Source organism: Streptomyces sp. NPDC030165, assembly GCF_055573595.1.
In genome coordinates this window covers 190,676-205,836 of record NZ_JBVIBD010000016.1, presented here as the reverse complement: position 1 = coordinate 205,836, position 15,161 = coordinate 190,676, and the positions used below count along the sequence as shown (strand labels likewise).

Annotated in this window: 13 protein-coding genes and 1 pseudogene; 10 read left to right on the top strand and 4 right to left on the bottom strand. The window is 73.5% G+C overall.

The features are described from left to right. Positions 1-916 precede the first annotated feature (916 nt). Positions 917-1,298: pseudogene (locus ACZ4Z1_RS28185) on the top strand (DUF5655 domain-containing protein); the annotation flags it as partial. A 289-nt stretch (positions 1,299-1,587) separates the two neighbouring features. Here the strand turns inward: ACZ4Z1_RS28185 and ACZ4Z1_RS28180 are convergent. Next, on the bottom strand, positions 1,588-2,475 hold the full coding sequence (locus tag ACZ4Z1_RS28180) for an undecaprenyl-diphosphate phosphatase (protein ID WP_468489434.1): 888 nt from the start codon (positions 2,473-2,475) through the stop codon (positions 1,588-1,590). A gap of 183 nt (positions 2,476-2,658) precedes the next feature. Beyond that, on the bottom strand, positions 2,659-3,360 hold the full coding sequence (locus ACZ4Z1_RS28175) for a TVP38/TMEM64 family protein (RefSeq protein ID WP_468489433.1): 702 nt from the start codon (positions 3,358-3,360) through the stop codon (positions 2,659-2,661). A 215-nt stretch (positions 3,361-3,575) separates the two neighbouring features. On the opposite strand from ACZ4Z1_RS28175, the gene ACZ4Z1_RS28170 reads away from it, so the two are divergent. The 4 genes from ACZ4Z1_RS28170 (at position 3,576) to ACZ4Z1_RS28155 (ending at position 7,130) form a co-directional block, all read left to right on the top strand. After that, entirely contained in the window at positions 3,576-3,821 is a 246-nt protein-coding gene (locus ACZ4Z1_RS28170) for a hypothetical protein (RefSeq protein ID WP_468489432.1), read from the top strand. A gap of 117 nt (positions 3,822-3,938) precedes the next feature. Continuing rightward, on the top strand, positions 3,939-5,114 hold the full coding sequence (gene tuf / locus ACZ4Z1_RS28165; RefSeq protein WP_468489431.1) for an elongation factor Tu: 1,176 nt from the start codon (positions 3,939-3,941) through the stop codon (positions 5,112-5,114). A gap of 145 nt (positions 5,115-5,259) precedes the next feature. Further along, positions 5,260-6,102, top strand: coding sequence for a patatin-like phospholipase family protein (locus ACZ4Z1_RS28160; protein ID WP_468489430.1), 843 nt, complete (start codon positions 5,260-5,262; stop codon positions 6,100-6,102). 236 nt (positions 6,103-6,338) lie between these two features. After that, positions 6,339-7,130, top strand: a complete 792-nt coding sequence (locus ACZ4Z1_RS28155) for a spermidine synthase (RefSeq protein ID WP_468489467.1) — start codon at positions 6,339-6,341, stop codon at positions 7,128-7,130. Positions 7,131-7,141: 11 nt separating this feature from the next. Here the strand turns inward: ACZ4Z1_RS28155 and ACZ4Z1_RS28150 are convergent, their stop codons facing one another. Continuing rightward, on the bottom strand, positions 7,142-8,527 hold the full coding sequence (locus ACZ4Z1_RS28150) for an MFS transporter (RefSeq protein WP_468489429.1): 1,386 nt from the start codon (positions 8,525-8,527) through the stop codon (positions 7,142-7,144). A 173-nt stretch (positions 8,528-8,700) separates the two neighbouring features. On the opposite strand from ACZ4Z1_RS28150, the gene ACZ4Z1_RS28145 reads away from it, so the two are divergent. Further along, positions 8,701-9,165: a DUF4442 domain-containing protein gene (locus ACZ4Z1_RS28145; protein WP_468489428.1), complete on the top strand. Its 465-nt coding sequence runs from the start codon at positions 8,701-8,703 to the stop codon at positions 9,163-9,165. A gap of 420 nt (positions 9,166-9,585) precedes the next feature. Further along, complete coding sequence (locus ACZ4Z1_RS28140) at positions 9,586-10,230, top strand: DedA family protein (protein ID WP_468489466.1); 645 nt, start codon at positions 9,586-9,588, stop codon at positions 10,228-10,230. A gap of 15 nt (positions 10,231-10,245) precedes the next feature. Here the strand turns inward: ACZ4Z1_RS28140 and ACZ4Z1_RS28135 are convergent, their stop codons facing one another. After that, on the bottom strand, positions 10,246-11,985 hold the full coding sequence (locus ACZ4Z1_RS28135; RefSeq protein WP_468489427.1) for a LuxR family transcriptional regulator: 1,740 nt from the start codon (positions 11,983-11,985) through the stop codon (positions 10,246-10,248). Positions 11,986-12,307: 322 nt separating this feature from the next. Between ACZ4Z1_RS28135 and ACZ4Z1_RS28130 the strand changes: the two genes are divergently transcribed. The 3 genes from ACZ4Z1_RS28130 to ligD all read left to right on the top strand — a co-directional run bounded on the left by ACZ4Z1_RS28130 (position 12,308) and on the right by ligD (position 15,034). Beyond that, entirely contained in the window at positions 12,308-13,333 is a 1,026-nt protein-coding gene (locus ACZ4Z1_RS28130) for an alpha/beta hydrolase (RefSeq protein WP_468489426.1), read from the top strand. Between the two features lie 151 nt (positions 13,334-13,484). Further along, positions 13,485-14,018, top strand: a complete 534-nt coding sequence (locus tag ACZ4Z1_RS28125; RefSeq protein WP_468489425.1) for a gamma carbonic anhydrase family protein — start codon at positions 13,485-13,487, stop codon at positions 14,016-14,018. A gap of 53 nt (positions 14,019-14,071) precedes the next feature. Next, positions 14,072-15,034, top strand: a complete 963-nt coding sequence (gene ligD, locus ACZ4Z1_RS28120; RefSeq protein ID WP_468489424.1) for a non-homologous end-joining DNA ligase — start codon at positions 14,072-14,074, stop codon at positions 15,032-15,034. The last annotated feature ends 127 nt before the right edge of the window (positions 15,035-15,161 follow it).

Sequence of the window (15,161 nt, the reverse complement as noted above, 5' to 3'; positions counted from 1 at the left end):
GGTATAGGGGGGGTGTGATCTATCGTCTCCCCGCCGCCCCGCCCCCCCCCCCCCCCCCCCCCCCCCCCCCCCCCCCCCCCCCCCCCCCCCCCCCCCCCCCCCGCTTCAGCATGGGCGACCGCATGCGCGGTGCCGCCCCGAGGGGCCCGGTGTGCGGCTCGGGCCGTCGTGCGCTCGGTGGTGGTCGGCGCTTTTTCGGTGTCCGACCAGACGGTTCGCCGACCGGCTCACGAAGTACAGCAAACCGGCCGTGAGCAGCGCCGCGTTCAGCGTGAGGTCAAGGCCGGTGACCGTCGCCAGGGGGCTGGCGGCGTACCACGCGGCGAATCCCCGAACCGGCCACCTACCCGCAGAACAGGGAGCGCGCCTTCGGGTACGCGCCCCCGCCGTCCGCCGTCCGCCGTCCGCCGTCCGCCGTCCGCCGTCCGCCGTCCGCCGTCCGCCGTCCGCCGTCCGCCGTCCGCCGTCCGCCGTCCGCCGGTCCGCTCCGGCTAGGCCGGACGGCCGTACCCGCGCCGCCGGGCGTGCGCGCCGCTCGTGGACCCCAGGCCACCACGCACGAGCACAGGCCAGCCTGACGTGAGGAAATGAGGCGGGGCCGGCCGCAACGGTCAACGATGCCCTCCTACAGCCTCGCTGCTGATCTACTGCTTTGTGTCTAAGGCCAAGTGCTTGGAAGGTGCTCGATTCATCATCCTGTGCATGGCGCTTGACCTGGGCAAACGCGCTCTTCCTGAGTTGTCCTCCGGGGTACGGGGGACGCATGGGGGAACGGCAGGCTCCCGATGTCCGGGGGACACAGGGGTTCCGAGTGGCTACGGTCAGGCTCTCGCATCATCTTCACCGCTTCGCGGCCCTCTGCGGAAACAATCGTGGTCATCGCAGGAGTTGCAGTCCCGGAGCCGAGGAGGGGAAGGTGCCGGGGCTGAAGCTGTTCCACACGATGAACGGCGGCGTGAGCGAGGTCGCGCCGCGCCTTGCTGAGGTCGAGGCGGATGTGCAGCATCTCATCGAGGCGCACATGGAGACGCTGCTGGGCGTGCGGTTCCTGGCGAGCGAGTACGGCACCGGGCCGGTGCACGGCGGACGGGTCGACTCGCTGGGCCTGGACGGGAACGACGCGCCGGTGGTCGTCGGGTACAAGCGCGGCACGGACGCGGGCGTGATCAACCAGGGCCTGTTCCACCGGGCGTGGCTGACGGACCACCGTGCCGAGTTCGGGCACCTGGTCGGCGCTCGGGGCGGCAGCAGCCTTTTGGGTGCGGTGGAGCGCGCCGCGGCTGATCTGCGTGGTCGGCAGTCGGCGGATGCGTCTTCTCCGCCTGGTGCCCTCATGTCCGGGGAGTCGGGCATCAGGGAGGCCAAGGTGCAACCGCGGAGGTGGAGAGGCGGCCCATCTCAGGGTGCACCTGGCCGCCCCGGAGCAGCGGTCCGGAGACGTGACCTTGGCTGCCGACAGCCAAGGTCAACTGGGAGCGGAATGGGAGTCGACCAAGGAAATCGCCCGCGCGGAGCTGCGGGGATCTGCCGGTATCTGCGCGTTCGTACGTGCAGGAACAGGTAGAACAGAGGCCCGGAACCGCCCCCTCACCCCGCCGATTCCCCCGCATGCGGGCTCAGGACGCCTGCGCTGACCAGCGCGAACAGGGCGATGCCCAGCAGGATGCGGTAGATGACGAACGGCATGAAGCTCTTCGTGGTGATGAACTTCATGAACCAGGCGATGACGGCGTAGCCGACGACGAAGGCGATGGCCGTGGCGAAGATGGTCGGGCCCCAGGAGACGTGGCTCGCGGTGGCGTCGTCGCCGAAGGCGTCCTTGAGTTCGTAGGCGCCGGAGGCCAGTACGGCGGGGATGGCGAGGAGGAAGGAGTAGCGGGCTGCCGCTTCGCGGGTGTAGCCCATCAGGAGGCCGCCGCTGATGGTGGCGCCGGAGCGGGAGACGCCGGGGATCAGGGCCATGGCCTGGCAGACGCCGTAGACGAGGCCGTCCTTGACGTTCAGGTCGGTGAGGGTCTTGCGCTGTTTGACGGCGCGGTGGCGGCCGCCGGACTCGTCGCGGGCGGCCAGGCGGTCCGCGAAGCCCAGGACGACGCCCATGACGATGAGGGTGGTCGCGATCAGGCGCAGGTCGCGGAAGGGGCCCTCGATGGCGTCCTTGAGGGTGATGCCCAGGACGCCGATCGGGATGGAGCCGACGATGACCAGCCACCCCATCTGGGCGTCGTGGTCGTGTCGCAGGTCGCGGTTGACGAGGGAGCGCGCCCAGGTCGAGACGATCCGTGCGATGTCCTTGCGGAAGTAGATCAGTACGGCGGCCTCGGTGCCGATCTGCGTGATCGCGGTGAAGGCGGCGCCGGGGTCGTGCCAGCCCGCGAACGCCGCGGTCAGGCGCAGATGCGCGCTGGAGGAGATGGGCAGGAACTCGGTCAACCCTTGGACCAGGCCGAGGATGAAGGATTCGAACCAGTGCATCGGAGCTACGCTATCCAGAGGGTGATCAAGCGCTTACCCAGCGAAGACGCGGGGCGGGCGGCACGAGGGCGGAAAGGACGGAAGTGCGTACGTGCGGTCGGCGGGATCAGTGACCGGTCGAGGGGCAGCGTAGCGCCCGAAAGTGTCCGAGTGCTCAAAGGGCTCTTTCCGGGCGCCTGCCCGTCAACGCCCCCGGAGTGACGCGCGCTTGCGCCAGGCCACGAGCACCGCGGCCAGACCGGAGACCGCGATGAAGGCCGTGGAGATCAGGAAGGCGGGCGAGGTGGGTGTCGAGGCGCGGGCGCCGGCGATGACGTACGCGGCGGTGTTCGGCACGCTGCCGAGGGTGGTGGCCAGCAGGAACGCGCCCCAGCCCATACGGGAGACCGCCGCGCAGTAGTTGGTGGCGCAGAACGGCAGGCCGGGGAAGAGCCGGATCGCCAGCATGGAGCGGAAACCGTGGTCGCTGAGCTGCCGGTCGGCGGCGGTCAGCCACCGGGCGCGCAGGAAGGGCCGCAGGGCGTCCTGGCCCAGCAGCCGGCCGAGCCCGAAGGCCAGGCCCGCGCCGAGGACCGTACCGGCCAGGGCGGACAGGAAGCCGGGCAGGCTGCCGAAGATGGCGCCGGCGGCGAGGTTCAGGACCGGGCGGGGGACGAAGGCGGTGGTGCACACCCCGTACGCGAGTCCGAAGAGCACCACGGCGCCGCCGCCGGCCCACTCGGGCGGCCAGCCGTGCGCCAGCAGCCGCTGCGGCTGCCAGACGATCATCGCGGCGGCGGCGCCTGCGAGCAGGACGAGGAGTACGGCGAGGCGGGCCCAGGGGGAGAAGAGCACACGCGTGCAGCGCGCGGCGAGGCCGTCGGGCGTTGCGGCGGGTTCGAGCATCCCGGGAGCGTAACCGACAAGCGTGGCGAGGAGGTGGATTCGTGATCGCTGTGGGGTGACGGGGGAGGGTGGGAGGGGAGAAGCAGGAGGGAGGGGGTGGGAGTGAGGGGGTATGGGGGGAGGGGGAGAGGGGGTGGCGGGAGGAGGGAAGGCGGGCAACTCGGTGCGCTGGTAAATCGTTCGACCTGGCGCGTGCCGCGCGAGATCCTTGGCGCATGTTCCGGCAGCCTTACCTCGTGCTCACGTCCGCAGTCGCGGACGCGCCGAAGGCTGTCGTCGACTCGCTCGCGGCCCTGATCATCGCGATCGAGGCCGCGGCCGCCGATGCCGTGCCGTTCCCCGGCACCGCCGTCGCCGCCCTCGCCACCGACCCCGTCGCGGCAGGCGCCGCCGCCGTCCCCGCGGCATCCGCGGCCGCGGCAGGCACCGCCGTCCCCGCGGCCGACGGCGCGCGAAGCTGACCCTCTCCGGATCGACCGGCGGACCCCGCAGGGGGAGGGTCGGTGGGGCTCAGGGGTTCCCACGGCGGCATGTCAGGCCGCCGTATTCACCGCAGTGCTTCGCGAGGAAGAACAGCCATGTCCAAGACGGCATACGTGCGGACCAAGCCGCACCTGAACATCGGCACCATGGGCCACGTCGACCACGGCAAGACGACTCTGACCGCCGCGATCACCAAAGTGCTCAGCGAGCGGGGCAGCGGCACCTTCGTGCCCTTCGACCGGATCGACCGGGCCCCGGAGGAGGCCGCGCGCGGCATCACCATCAACATCTCGCACGTCGAATACGAGACCGGCACCCGGCACTACGCCCACATCGACATGCCGGGCCACGCCGACTTCATCAAGAACATGGTCACCGGCGCGGCGCAGCTCGACGGCGCGATCCTCGTCGTCTCCGCGCTCGACGGGATCATGCCGCAGACCGCCGAACACGTCCTGCTCGCCAAGCAGGTCGGCGTCCGGTACATCGTCGTCGCGCTGAACAAAGCGGACGCGGGCGACCCCGAGCTGACCGACCTGGTGGAGCTGGAGGTCCGCGAGCTGCTGTCGGCGCACGGGTACGACGGGGACCACGTACCCGTCGTACGGGTCTCGGGGCTGCGCGCCCTGGAGGGCGACCCGCGCTGGAGCCGGGCCATCGAGGCGCTGCTCGACGCGGTGGACACCTACGTGCCGACACCGGAGCGGTATCTGGACGCGCCGTTCCTGATGCCGGTGGAGAACGTCCTGACCATCACCGGGCGCGGCACGGTCGTCACCGGCGCCGTCGAGCGCGGCACGGTCCGCGTCGGCGACCGGGTGGCGGTGCTGGGCGCCGACACGGAGACGGTCGTGACCGGCCTGGAGACCTTCGGGAAGCCGATGGAGTCGGCAGAGGCGGGTGACAACGTCGCGCTGCTCCTGCGCGGCCTGCACCGGGACGAGGTGCGCAGGGGGCACGTCGTCGCGGCGCCGGGCAGCGTCACACCTCGGCGGCGCTTCACCGCCGAGGTGTACGTCCTGTCCACGGAGGAGGGCGGCCGCCGTACGCCGCTCTCCACGGGCTACCGCCCGCAGTTCTACATCCGTACGGCGGACGTGGTCGGCGACGTCGACCTCGGTGAGCGCGGCATCGCCCGGCCCGGCGAGACGGTGACGATGACCGTCGAGCTGGGGCGCGACGTCCCGCTGGAGCCCGGACTCGGGTTCGCCGTCCGCGAGGGGGGCAGGACGGTGGCGGCCGGCACGGTCCGTACGGTCGCCGAGGTGTAGCCGGGACCGCGAGGCGGGAGGCCCGTACCGCCCCGTTCCCTGCGTACGGGGACGGGGCGGCACGGGGAGCGGGTATGGGGCGGTACGGGCCTGGGCTGCCACACTGCCGTACAGGGAGCGCGGGAGGCCGGGAGAAGGGACCGCGATGACGGGGACGGCGCTGGTACTCGGCGGCGGGGGCTACACGGGCATCGGATGGGAGATCGGGATGCTCGCCGGATTCGTCGAGGCCGGCATCGACCTTCCGTCGGCCGATGTGGTCATCGGAACCTCGGCCGGTTCGATCGTCGGCGCCCAGCTCACGTCGGGGCGGCTGACGCCGGACGAGCTGTTCGCACGCCAGCTGGCCCCCGTGACGGGGGAGACCGCGGCGCGCATGGGGGCGCGGGAGCTGGCCCGGTTCCTGTACCTGGCGCTGCGTTCGCGCGACGCCGTGGACTTCGGCGTACGGATGGGGCGCCTCGCGCTCGGCTCCCGCGCGGCCGCCGGGCCCAGCCGCCGCGATGCCCTCGCACGGCGCCTGGTCAGCCACGACTGGCCTGCCCGACGCCTGATGATCACCGCGGTGGACGCGGCGACCGGGGAACGGACGGCCTTCGACGACACCAGCGGGGCGGACCTGGTCGAGGCGGTGAGCGCCAGCTGTGCGGTCCCCGGTGTGTGGCCGCCGGTGCGTATCGGCGGGAAGTGGTGGATCGACGGCGGGGTGCACTCCAGCGCCAACGCGGACCTCGCCGCCGGGTACGGCCGGGTCGTCGTCCTGGCGCCGGTGGCGTCCGGCGGCGGGCCCATCGCCACCGCACGGTCGCAGGGCGCGGCCCTCGCGCGGCGCGGCGCGCGGGTGTGCGTGCTGGTGCCCGACCGCGCGGCGCGCGCCGCTTTCGGTCGCAACGTCCTGGATCCGGCGAAACGCGCCGCCGCGGCCCGCGCCGGTCGCCGCCAGGCCGCGGCACATCTGAAGGAGGTCGCTTCGGTGTGGGCGGAGTGAGGGAGTGCGGCATTCGGTAAGGGGCCGGCTGCCTGGGCGGTCAGGGGCTGGTGGGTCAGGTGGTAGGGCCCGGGGCGGCAGGCGGCCGGTTCGGGGCGGGTCTCCGCGCGCCTTCGTACCGGCACAATGGGACGGTGGACGAAGCAGCCGAGCAGATACCGGGTACGCCGGTCGGGGGCGGGACGGCCGAGCCGGTCCCCGTCACCCGCGTCGTCGACTGCGGCACCGCCAAGCTGATGCCGGACGTGGACCGGCCGCGCGCCTGGCTGCTGACCGTGGACGGCGCCCCGCAGTCGTACGTCGACCTCGACGCGCCGACCGACCTGGAATTCGAGTACGCGCGCCGGCTCGCGGCCGTCCTGGACGCGGCCGCCCCGCCCGGCGAGCCGCTCGACGTGCTGCACCTCGGCGGCGGGGCGCTGACCCTGCCGCGCTATCTCGCCACGACCCGTCCCGGCTCCCGCCAGGACGTCGTCGAAGCCGACCGGGGACTGCTCGCGCTGGTCGCCGAAGAACTGCCGCTGCCCCCGGACTGCGGCATCGTGGTGCGGGCCGAGGACGCCCGTACGGCACTGGAAGCGGCACCGGAGCACAGCGCGGACGTGATCGTGGCGGACGTCTTCGGCGGCTCGCGGGTGCCCGCGCACCTGGCCTCGGTCGAGTACGCGCGCGCCGCCGCCCGCGTGCTGCGCCCGGACGGGATCTACGCGGCGAACCTCGCCGACAGCGCGCCCTTCGCCTTCCTGCGGGCCCAGCTGGCGAACTGTGCGACCGTCTTCGGCCACCTCTGCGTGATCGCCGAACCGGCCGTGCTGCGCGGCCGCCGCTTCGGCAACGTCGTGCTGGCCGCGTCCCGTGTCGAGCTGCCGCTCACGCAGGTGGCCCGGCGCGCCGCCGCCGACGTGTTCCCCGCGCGGGTCGAGCACGGCGACGGGCTCCGGCGGCTGATCGGCGACGCCGCGCCCGTGTACGACGCGCAGGCCGTGCCGTCGCCCCGCCCGCCGGACGGCGCGTTCAGTATCGGCTGAGTGGGGTTTACTCAGGAGCCCGCGACGGCGGTCCCACCCGTCGGATCGGCGGTCCCGGCGGCCGGGGTGGCCGTTCCGGCGGCCGGGGTGGCCGCCGTGGTCTTCTCCGGCGCGGTGGCCGGTGAGCCGGGGGACGCCGGAGCGCCGGCGGGCCGCCGCCGCAGCCCGCGCACGTCCGGTACGCACAGCACCGCCGCCGTCAGCAGCGCGATCAGCGCGGAGCAGCCCCACAGTGCGGCGGTCCGCCCGATGACGTCCTGTACGGGCCCGGCCAGCGCGGTGGCCACCGGAGTGATCGCCAGCGAGCCGAACCAGTCGTACGACGAGACCCGGGAGAACTTCTCCTCCGGTATCTCCTGGTGCAGCGCCACCATCCACAGCACGCCGAACACCTCCAGCGCGATGCCGGTGCCGAACATCACCAGGAGGAGGACGGGGACCGGCACCGGAACGGCGAGCGCTGCCGAGGGGAGGGCGAGCGGGAAGACGCACAGGATGCCGGTGAGCAGGATGCGGCGGGGCTTGAGCCGCATCATGAGCAGCGCGCCGCCGACCGTGCCCGCTCCGAAGGCGGCCAGCGCGAGTCCCCACGGCCGGGGGCCGCCCAGGTGCTCCTCGGCGACCATCGGCCCGTACACCGCCTCGGCGGCCACCACGACGGCGTTGACGACCGCGAACTGTCCGATCACGGCCCACAGCCAGGGCCGGGAGACCACTTCGCGCCAGCCGTCGCGCAGGTCCTTGAGGAGTCCGGCGGTGGGGGCGCGCCCGGGGATGTGGCCGACGTCGAGGAAGGCGCGCAGCGCGCCCGCGACGGCGAAGGCGGCGGCGTCGACGGCCAGTACCCAGCCGGGGCCGACGGCGGCGACCAGGGCGCCGCCGAGCGCGGCGCCGCCGATGTTCGCGCCGTTCATGCTCATGCGGAAGAAGGCGAAGGCCCGGCCCGCGTGCTCGCCGGAGACGGTGGAGAGGACCATGCCTTCGGAGGCCGGCGCGAAGAACGCCTGTCCGGTGCCGCCGAGGGCGGCCAGCACCGCCATCTGCCACAGCCGTGCCTCGCCGGTCAGGACGAGGACGGCGAAGACGCCCTGCGAGACGCAGTTGAGCGCGTTCGCGGCGACCATGACGCGGTGGCGCGGCAGCCGGTCGGCGACCGCGCCGCCTATCAGGAGGAAGACGACGAGCGGCACTGTGCGGGCCGTGGCGACCAGGCCGACGTCGGTGGCCGAGCCGCCGGTGCCGAGCACCGCGAACGCCGCCGCGATCAGCGAACCGGCGCTGCCGAGGTTGGCGACCACGGCGGCGGTGGTCAGCAGGGTGTAGTTGCGTCCGGCCCAGGCGGGGCGGCGGCGGGGGCGGCGGGTGCCGTCGCGGTCGTCCGCGCGGCCGGTCAGCACGGGCACACCCGGGGCCGCGACGGGAGCGCGTGCCGCGCGGGATACGGGTTCTGCTCGCCTCCGGGCGGCTGCTGACCTGGCCACATGGGCCACCACGATAAGCGCCCGGGTCTGCGGGCCGGAATGCCGGGCGGGGCTTCCCCCAGCAAGCTACTCGTAGGTAACATGCCGCCATGCCCTCCGAGACCAAGCCGTCGATCGGCGAAATGATGGCGGCCACCGTGCCGATGGCCCGTACGCTCAACCTGGAGTTCACCGAGACCACCCCCGAGCGGGCCGTGGTCCGGCTGCCCGACCAGGCGGATTACCACAACCACGTCGGCGGCCCGCACGCCGGCGCGATGTTCACGCTCGCCGAGTCTGCCAGCGGCGCGATCGTGCTCGCGGCCTTCGGCGACCAGCTCTCGCGGGCCGTGCCGCTCGCCGTACGGGCCGAGATCGGCTATAAGAAGCTCGCCATGGGCCCGGTCACCGCCACTGCCGAGCTCGGCCGGACGGTCGCCGACATCGTCGCCGAGCTGGACGCGGGGGAGCGCCCGGAGTTCCCGGTGAACGTCGCCATCACCAGGGAGGACGGCGCGGTCACCGGCGAGATGACCATCGTCTGGACGCTGCGCCCGAACACCCCCGCCGCGTAGGGCCTGGGCGCCGTCCGGTCCGTACTCCGGTGCGGTGCGCTCCCGCCCTCCCGGCGGACCGCGGGCGGTCTTCTCCGGACTTCCTTCAGGTCCGAGGCAACTTCACGCCGCCGAGGCGCGTCTCGTACGGAGAGTTCTCACGGAGCACTCGTGCACCCATGAGCCCGTGCAGAGCACTCGTACGGAGAAAAGGCCCGGCTCCCGGCCCGCCGCCCCATGCGTCACCCCGGCCCGTCGCGTCCGTCGCGGCGGGCCGGGGCCGCGCCGCCGGGCAGCGGGACCGCCCGAAGAGATCGAGTAGGCTTCCCGGGCGCGCCACGGCGCGCGGACGCGGGGAAAACGCGATCATCGACGGCGTCGCCGGACGCCGGGCGGCGGCCCACGGGGGCCTTACACCTAGTGGAGGATGCGGCGTTGCAGATGGAGTGGCTGGAGACGGTACCGGCCGTGAGCGTGTACCTCCTGGTGGGGTTGGTCATCGGCCTGGAGAGCCTCGGCATTCCGCTGCCCGGTGAGATCGTCCTGGTGAGTTCGGCGCTCCTCGCCGCGACGACGGACCACATCGATCCGCTGGTGCTGGGCGTCTGCGCGTCCGCCGGCGCGATCATCGGGGATTCCATCGGCTATCTGATCGGCCGCAAGGGAGGACAGCCGCTGGTCAACTGGGCCGGGCGGAAGTTCCCGAAGCACTTCGGGCCCGACCAGGTGGCGATGGCCGAGGAGAAGTTCGACAAGTGGGGCATGTGGGCGGTCTTCTTCGGCCGCTTCATCGCCCTGCTGCGCATCTTCGCCGGCCCGCTCTCGGGCGTGCTGAAGATGCCGTACTGGAAGTTCCTGATCGCCAACGTGCTCGGCGGCGTCGTCTGGGCCGGTGGCACGACCGCGCTGATCTACTACGTGGGTGTCGTCGCCGAGTCCTGGCTGAAGCGGTTCTCCTGGGTGGGCCTGGTGGCCGCGGTGCTGTTCGGTGTCGGTTCGTTCGTCGTGATGAAGCGGCGCGCGGCGAAGGCGGCGGCCCGGCGCGAGGTGGCCGCGGCCAAGCCGGCCGACGCGATGGCGGAGTGACGGGCGGACGTTCCGTCAGGTGAGGTGGAGCCCGCAGCGGGTCCCCGGCAGGGGGACGCTGCGGGCTTCGTCGTGTGCGGCGGGGCCGGTGACGGTGCCGGGGCCGGGAACGCTCGCCGGTTCCGGCGCGGCCAGGGCGATGGCGAGCAGGACCTGGCTGTGCGCGGGCCCGGGCCCGTACCAGGCGTCCTGGTAGGTGTGCTCGGCCGCCCGCCGCAGGCAGGCGACGGCGGTACGGGTGTCCGCGCGGCGGAGTGCGAGGACGCCGCGGGCGTGGGCGACACGGGCCAGCGTGTCCGGGTCGGCGTGCCGGGCGGCCGCCCGTCCGGCCCGGTCCAGCAGCGAGCCGGCGGTGCGGTGGGCGTGGTCCTGCGCGGCGAGCCAGCCTGCCAGCCACAGGGCGCGGGCCCGTACGGCGGTGTCCTCCCGGGAATGGCGCAGCAGCCGGGCGAGGTGGGCGCGCCCCTCGCTCCGGCGGCCGCAGACGGCCCACCGGAACCACAGGGAGACGGCGGTGTCCAGCGCGGTGAGGGCGTCTTCCGCGTCCCGCGGGGGCAGGGTCAGCGCCGCGCGCAGGTTGTGCCGCTCGGTCTCGGCCAGGCCGACGGCCACCCGGCGGTCGGAGCCCTGCCATGCGATCTGCGCCTCGGCGGCGAGCGCCGCGCAGGCCATCCGGAAGGCGCGCAGCGCCGCGGCCTCCTCACCCGCCGCCCGGAGGTGCGCGAGGCCGACGGAGCGGGCGGCGGCGGGCAGGTGATAGCGGGGCGGGGTCGGCGGCTGGGCAGGTACGGAGGCGGGGCCGGGTTCGGGGTGGGGGCCGGTGTATGGCCCGGTGTGCGGGCCGGTGTCCGGTGCCTGCCGTACCCGGGCGAGGACGGAGGCGCGGCGCAGGCGTACGAGAGCGGCCTCGACCTCCTGCGCAGAAACGTCACTGCGACCGGCGACGCACCCCGCCAGCCAGCTGTCGAAGTCCCCCGGGAGGACGGACAGCCGCGCCCATACGAGACGGTCGGCGGGGGAGCAGGGAGCGAAGGCGGCGGCCGGCGGGGGAGCGGACCGGGGGGTGCCCGGGGCGGTGACCAGGTCGCGGGCCATTCCGTACGGCGGAGAATGCGGCGCGCCGGCCGGACCGAAGGGCGTGCTGTACGGCCCGGACGCCAACCCGCTGTCCGGCTCGGACGACAACCCGCCGTACGGCTCGGACGACAGCCCACCGTCCATTGCCACGGAAGCCGGCCGTACCGCCACCACACGTTCCACGCCGAGCCCCAGCGGCTGCCGTGCGGTGGCCACGATCCGCATCCCCGCCCGCGCGGAGCTCCCCGAAGCGGCCCCCGGCCGGGCGGTCGCGCCTCCCGTACCGCCGCGCAGCAACTGCCGCACCAGCCACGCGCACGCGCCGGCCATCGGATCGCAGTCGTCCAGCAGGACGGTCAGGCCGCGCCGGGCGCAGTGGGCGGCCAGCGCCTGCGGCTGAGTGTCGTACGGCAGGCCCGCCGCCCGGTTGAGGGCCGCGGCCACGCCCGAGGCGTCCACGTCCTCCCGGCAGCCGACCCGTACGAAGCCGCCGCCGGGGCGGCCGTCGTCCCGCGCGGCCGCTGCCAGGACGGCGCGGGCGAGTGTGCTCTTCCCCACGTTCGGGGGCCCGGTCACGGTCACCAGCGGCGTCCGGGCGAGCAGCTCTCGCAGCGCGCTGTGCTCCGCCGCGCGCCCCGTGATCCCGGGCGGCGGCGGGCCTTCGGCCCCTGCGCTCATCGGTCACCCCGTCCGTGGCACCGCCTCGTGCCGCGCTGTCGCCAGTCGGAAAAACACGATGCCCAGAGCCGGTACGCGAATCAACCGCAACCCGGCATACCGATCGGGGGAACCTGAACCCGCCTGTTCGACATCCATACCCCTGGAGACGCACGACGGCGTGCGCGACCGTGACGCCGTCGTACGGCGGGCGGCCGGACCGGTGCCCTGGGGGAGCCGCGGACGGCCGGTCGGCGGATCTTATGGTGGTGTCTTTCGCCTGAAGCGGTGGAGGCGGCGCCCGCTGCCCCGCCGGACACGAGTTTGCAAGGAGTTCGTCCCGATGAAGCGCCTGCGTACCAGTACCGCGGCCGTCGCCGCGGTGAGTCTGATGGCGATGGGGCTCGTGGCCGGCTGCGGCAGCAAGGACCGGGACGAGGTCGACGCCTCCCACGTGCCGCAGCTGCGGCAGCAGGCGCGCGAGGCGAGCAGCGGGACCGCCAAGGTCGTCCAGCCCACGGGGCCGCGATCGCACTTCGTGACCGAGCGCACCACGGGCGACGACGGGACGCAGATAGTCAAGACCCGGTGGCACGGCAAGAAGTCGGGGTTCACCGGGAACATATGGGCCTGGGTGCCGCCGCAGTACAACCAGCCGCAGTACGCCAAGAGCGGCTTCCCGGTCCTCATAGCACTGCCCGGCTCGTACGGGTACCCGAACAATTACTGGATCGGCGGTGACTTCAAGCTGGAGGAGAAGATCGCCGAATGGTCGCAGTCCGGCAAGACGCTGCCGTTCATCCTGGTGATGCCGGTCCTGAACCCGAAGAAGAAGTACCACGACGGCAGTGACATCCCCGGGCAGCCGAAGATGGGCACCTGGCTGACGGAGGACGTGCCGGACTTCGCCCGCGCCAACTTCCGCACGTACGACAGCCGCGACGGCTGGGCCTTCATGGGCTCCTCCTCCGGCGGCTTCGCGGGGCTGAAGGCCGTACTGAAGCGCCCGGAGAAGTTCAAGGCGGTCATCGCGAACGGGCCCGACACCGTGCCGGACTCGCCGATGTGGAACGGGCACCCCGCCGAGAAGCGCGCCAACGACCCGCGCCGGCTGGCCGAGCAGCTCAAGGCCAGGGGCGGCCCCGAGGTCTACCTCGCGTTCGAGCTGGGGTCGAAGGAGGAGGCGGTGCCGTACGTGAAGAAGTTCATCCGGGAGCACACCGGCGGCCCGATCCACCACACGCTGTTCGAGATCCCCGACGGCCGGCACAGCGGCCACACGTACATCCAGCGGATGCCGGAGTCGCTGCACTGGATCAGCGAGCAGATGCTCGGACCGGTACCGATGGAGACCCGGCCGAAGTCCTGAGCCCCGCGCGGCTGTGGCCCGCGGTCCCGCCCGCTTCCTGATCGCGGCCCTCCCGGTCCGCGATCGCGGTCCCGCCCGCGGCCCCCGTGGAACCGTCGCCTACTGTGCCCCCAGGCGCGAACCCGAACGGTCCGGCGACGAGGAGCACGGTATGGAGCAGCGAGCACTGATCGCGGGCGTGGGCGGCAAGGAGCCGTCGATCGACCCGGCGGCCTTCACGGCGCCGACCTCCGTCGTCGTCGGCGACGTCACGCTGGGCCCGGGGACCGGCGTCTGGTACCACGCGGTGCTGCGCGCCGACTGCGGCCCGATCGCGCTGGGCGCGGACAGCAACATCCAGGACAACTGCACTGTGCACGTCGACCCGGGCTTCCCCGTGACGGTCGGCGAGCGGGTCTCCGTGGGGCACAACGCCGTCCTGCACGGGTGCACGGTCGAGGACGACGTGCTGATCGGCATGGGCGCCACCGTCCTCAACGGCGCGCACATCGGCGCCGGGTCGCTGGTCGCGGCGCAGGCGCTGGTGCCGCAGGGGATGCGGGTGCCGCCGGGCTCGCTGGTCGCCGGAGTGCCCGCGAAGATCAAGCGTGAGCTGACCGAGGAGGAGCGCGACGGCATCCGGCTGAACGCCACGATGTACATGGAGCTGGCGAAGAGCCACCGCGCGGTGGCGGAGGGCCGGTAGGGCGTCCCCCGCGCCCGGTGGCCGGGCGCGGGACAGCGGCCGATCATCGGGGCATGACCCCGACCTCCGCGCCGTCCGCCCTCAGGCCCATGCTGGCCACCCCCGGCCCGCTGCCCGCCGCCGCGGAGGAGCGGGAGTGGGCGTTCGAGGCGAAGTGGGACGGGGCACGGTGCCTGGCCGACGCGCCGGGTGACGGGACGCTGCGCCTGGTCACCCGGGCGGGCAACGACGCGACGGCGACGTACCCCGAACTGGCGCCGCTCGGTGAACGGCTGCGGGACCGGCCAGCGGTCCTGGACGGCGAGGTGGTCGTCCTGGACGCGGGAGGGCGGCCGGATTTCGGACTGCTCCAGCGGCGCATGGGCGTCACCGGCCGGCGCCGCGCGGCCGCCCTGGCCGCGGACCACCCGGTCCACCTCGTCCTGTTCGACGTCCTCCGTCTCGACGGGCGGCCGCTGCTGGAACTTCCCTACGTCGAACGCCGCGACGTCCTGTCCGGGCTGGGGCTCGACGACGGGCCGCACTGGTCGGTCCCGGCGTACGTGACCGGCCACGCGCGGGCGACCTGGGAGGCGACCCTGGACGCCGGTTTCGAGGGAGTCGTCGCCAAACGGCTGACGTCCCGCTACGCCCCCGGCGTCCGGTCCTCCGAGTGGCGCAAGACCAAGCACCTGGTGACCCTCGACGTGGTCATCGGCGGCTGGACGGAGGGCCGCGGCGGCCTCGCCGGGCTGCCCGGCGCCGTACTCGCGGGGGTGGACGAGCCGGGCGGGCTGCGGTACGTCGGCTCCGTGGGGTCGGGGCTCTCCGGCCGCGAACGCCGGGAACTGGCCGGGTACCTGGACGTCGTACGGCGGGACACCTCACCCTTCCTGAACGCGGTCGACGTGCCGGGCGCCCACTGGGTCGAGCCGCGGCTCGTCGCCGAGGTCACCTTCTCCGGCTGGACCTCCGCCGACCGCCTCCGGCAGCCGGCCTGGCACCGGCTGCGGCCCGATCTCACCCGGCTGGACTGATGAGGACCGTCCCCGTACGGGTTCCGGCGCGCTGCCGTGCCGCCCGGCCGGTGCGCACGGATGACGAGGGCGCGCAAGTCGCCGAAAGGCTTTTCAGGCCGTGACGGAAGTGGGCCGCCGAACGGGT

Coding starts and splice junctions, on each gene's coding strand:
- ACZ4Z1_RS28180 (WP_468489434.1), bottom strand. CDS start 2,475: ATGCACTGGTTCGAATCCTTCATCCTCGGCCTGGTCCAAGGGTTGACC.
- ACZ4Z1_RS28175 (WP_468489433.1), bottom strand. CDS start 3,360: ATGCTCGAACCCGCCGCAACGCCCGACGGCCTCGCCGCGCGCTGCACG.
- ACZ4Z1_RS28170 (WP_468489432.1), top strand. CDS start 3,576: ATGTTCCGGCAGCCTTACCTCGTGCTCACGTCCGCAGTCGCGGACGCG.
- tuf (WP_468489431.1), top strand. CDS start 3,939: ATGTCCAAGACGGCATACGTGCGGACCAAGCCGCACCTGAACATCGGC.
- ACZ4Z1_RS28160 (WP_468489430.1), top strand. CDS start 5,260: ATGACGGGGACGGCGCTGGTACTCGGCGGCGGGGGCTACACGGGCATC.
- ACZ4Z1_RS28155 (WP_468489467.1), top strand. CDS start 6,339: ATGCCGGACGTGGACCGGCCGCGCGCCTGGCTGCTGACCGTGGACGGC.
- ACZ4Z1_RS28145 (WP_468489428.1), top strand. CDS start 8,701: ATGCCCTCCGAGACCAAGCCGTCGATCGGCGAAATGATGGCGGCCACC.
- ACZ4Z1_RS28140 (WP_468489466.1), top strand. CDS start 9,586: ATGGAGTGGCTGGAGACGGTACCGGCCGTGAGCGTGTACCTCCTGGTG.
- ACZ4Z1_RS28135 (WP_468489427.1), bottom strand. CDS start 11,985: ATGAGCGCAGGGGCCGAAGGCCCGCCGCCGCCCGGGATCACGGGGCGC.
- ACZ4Z1_RS28130 (WP_468489426.1), top strand. CDS start 12,308: ATGAAGCGCCTGCGTACCAGTACCGCGGCCGTCGCCGCGGTGAGTCTG.
- ACZ4Z1_RS28125 (WP_468489425.1), top strand. CDS start 13,485: ATGGAGCAGCGAGCACTGATCGCGGGCGTGGGCGGCAAGGAGCCGTCG.
- ligD (WP_468489424.1), top strand. CDS start 14,072: ATGACCCCGACCTCCGCGCCGTCCGCCCTCAGGCCCATGCTGGCCACC.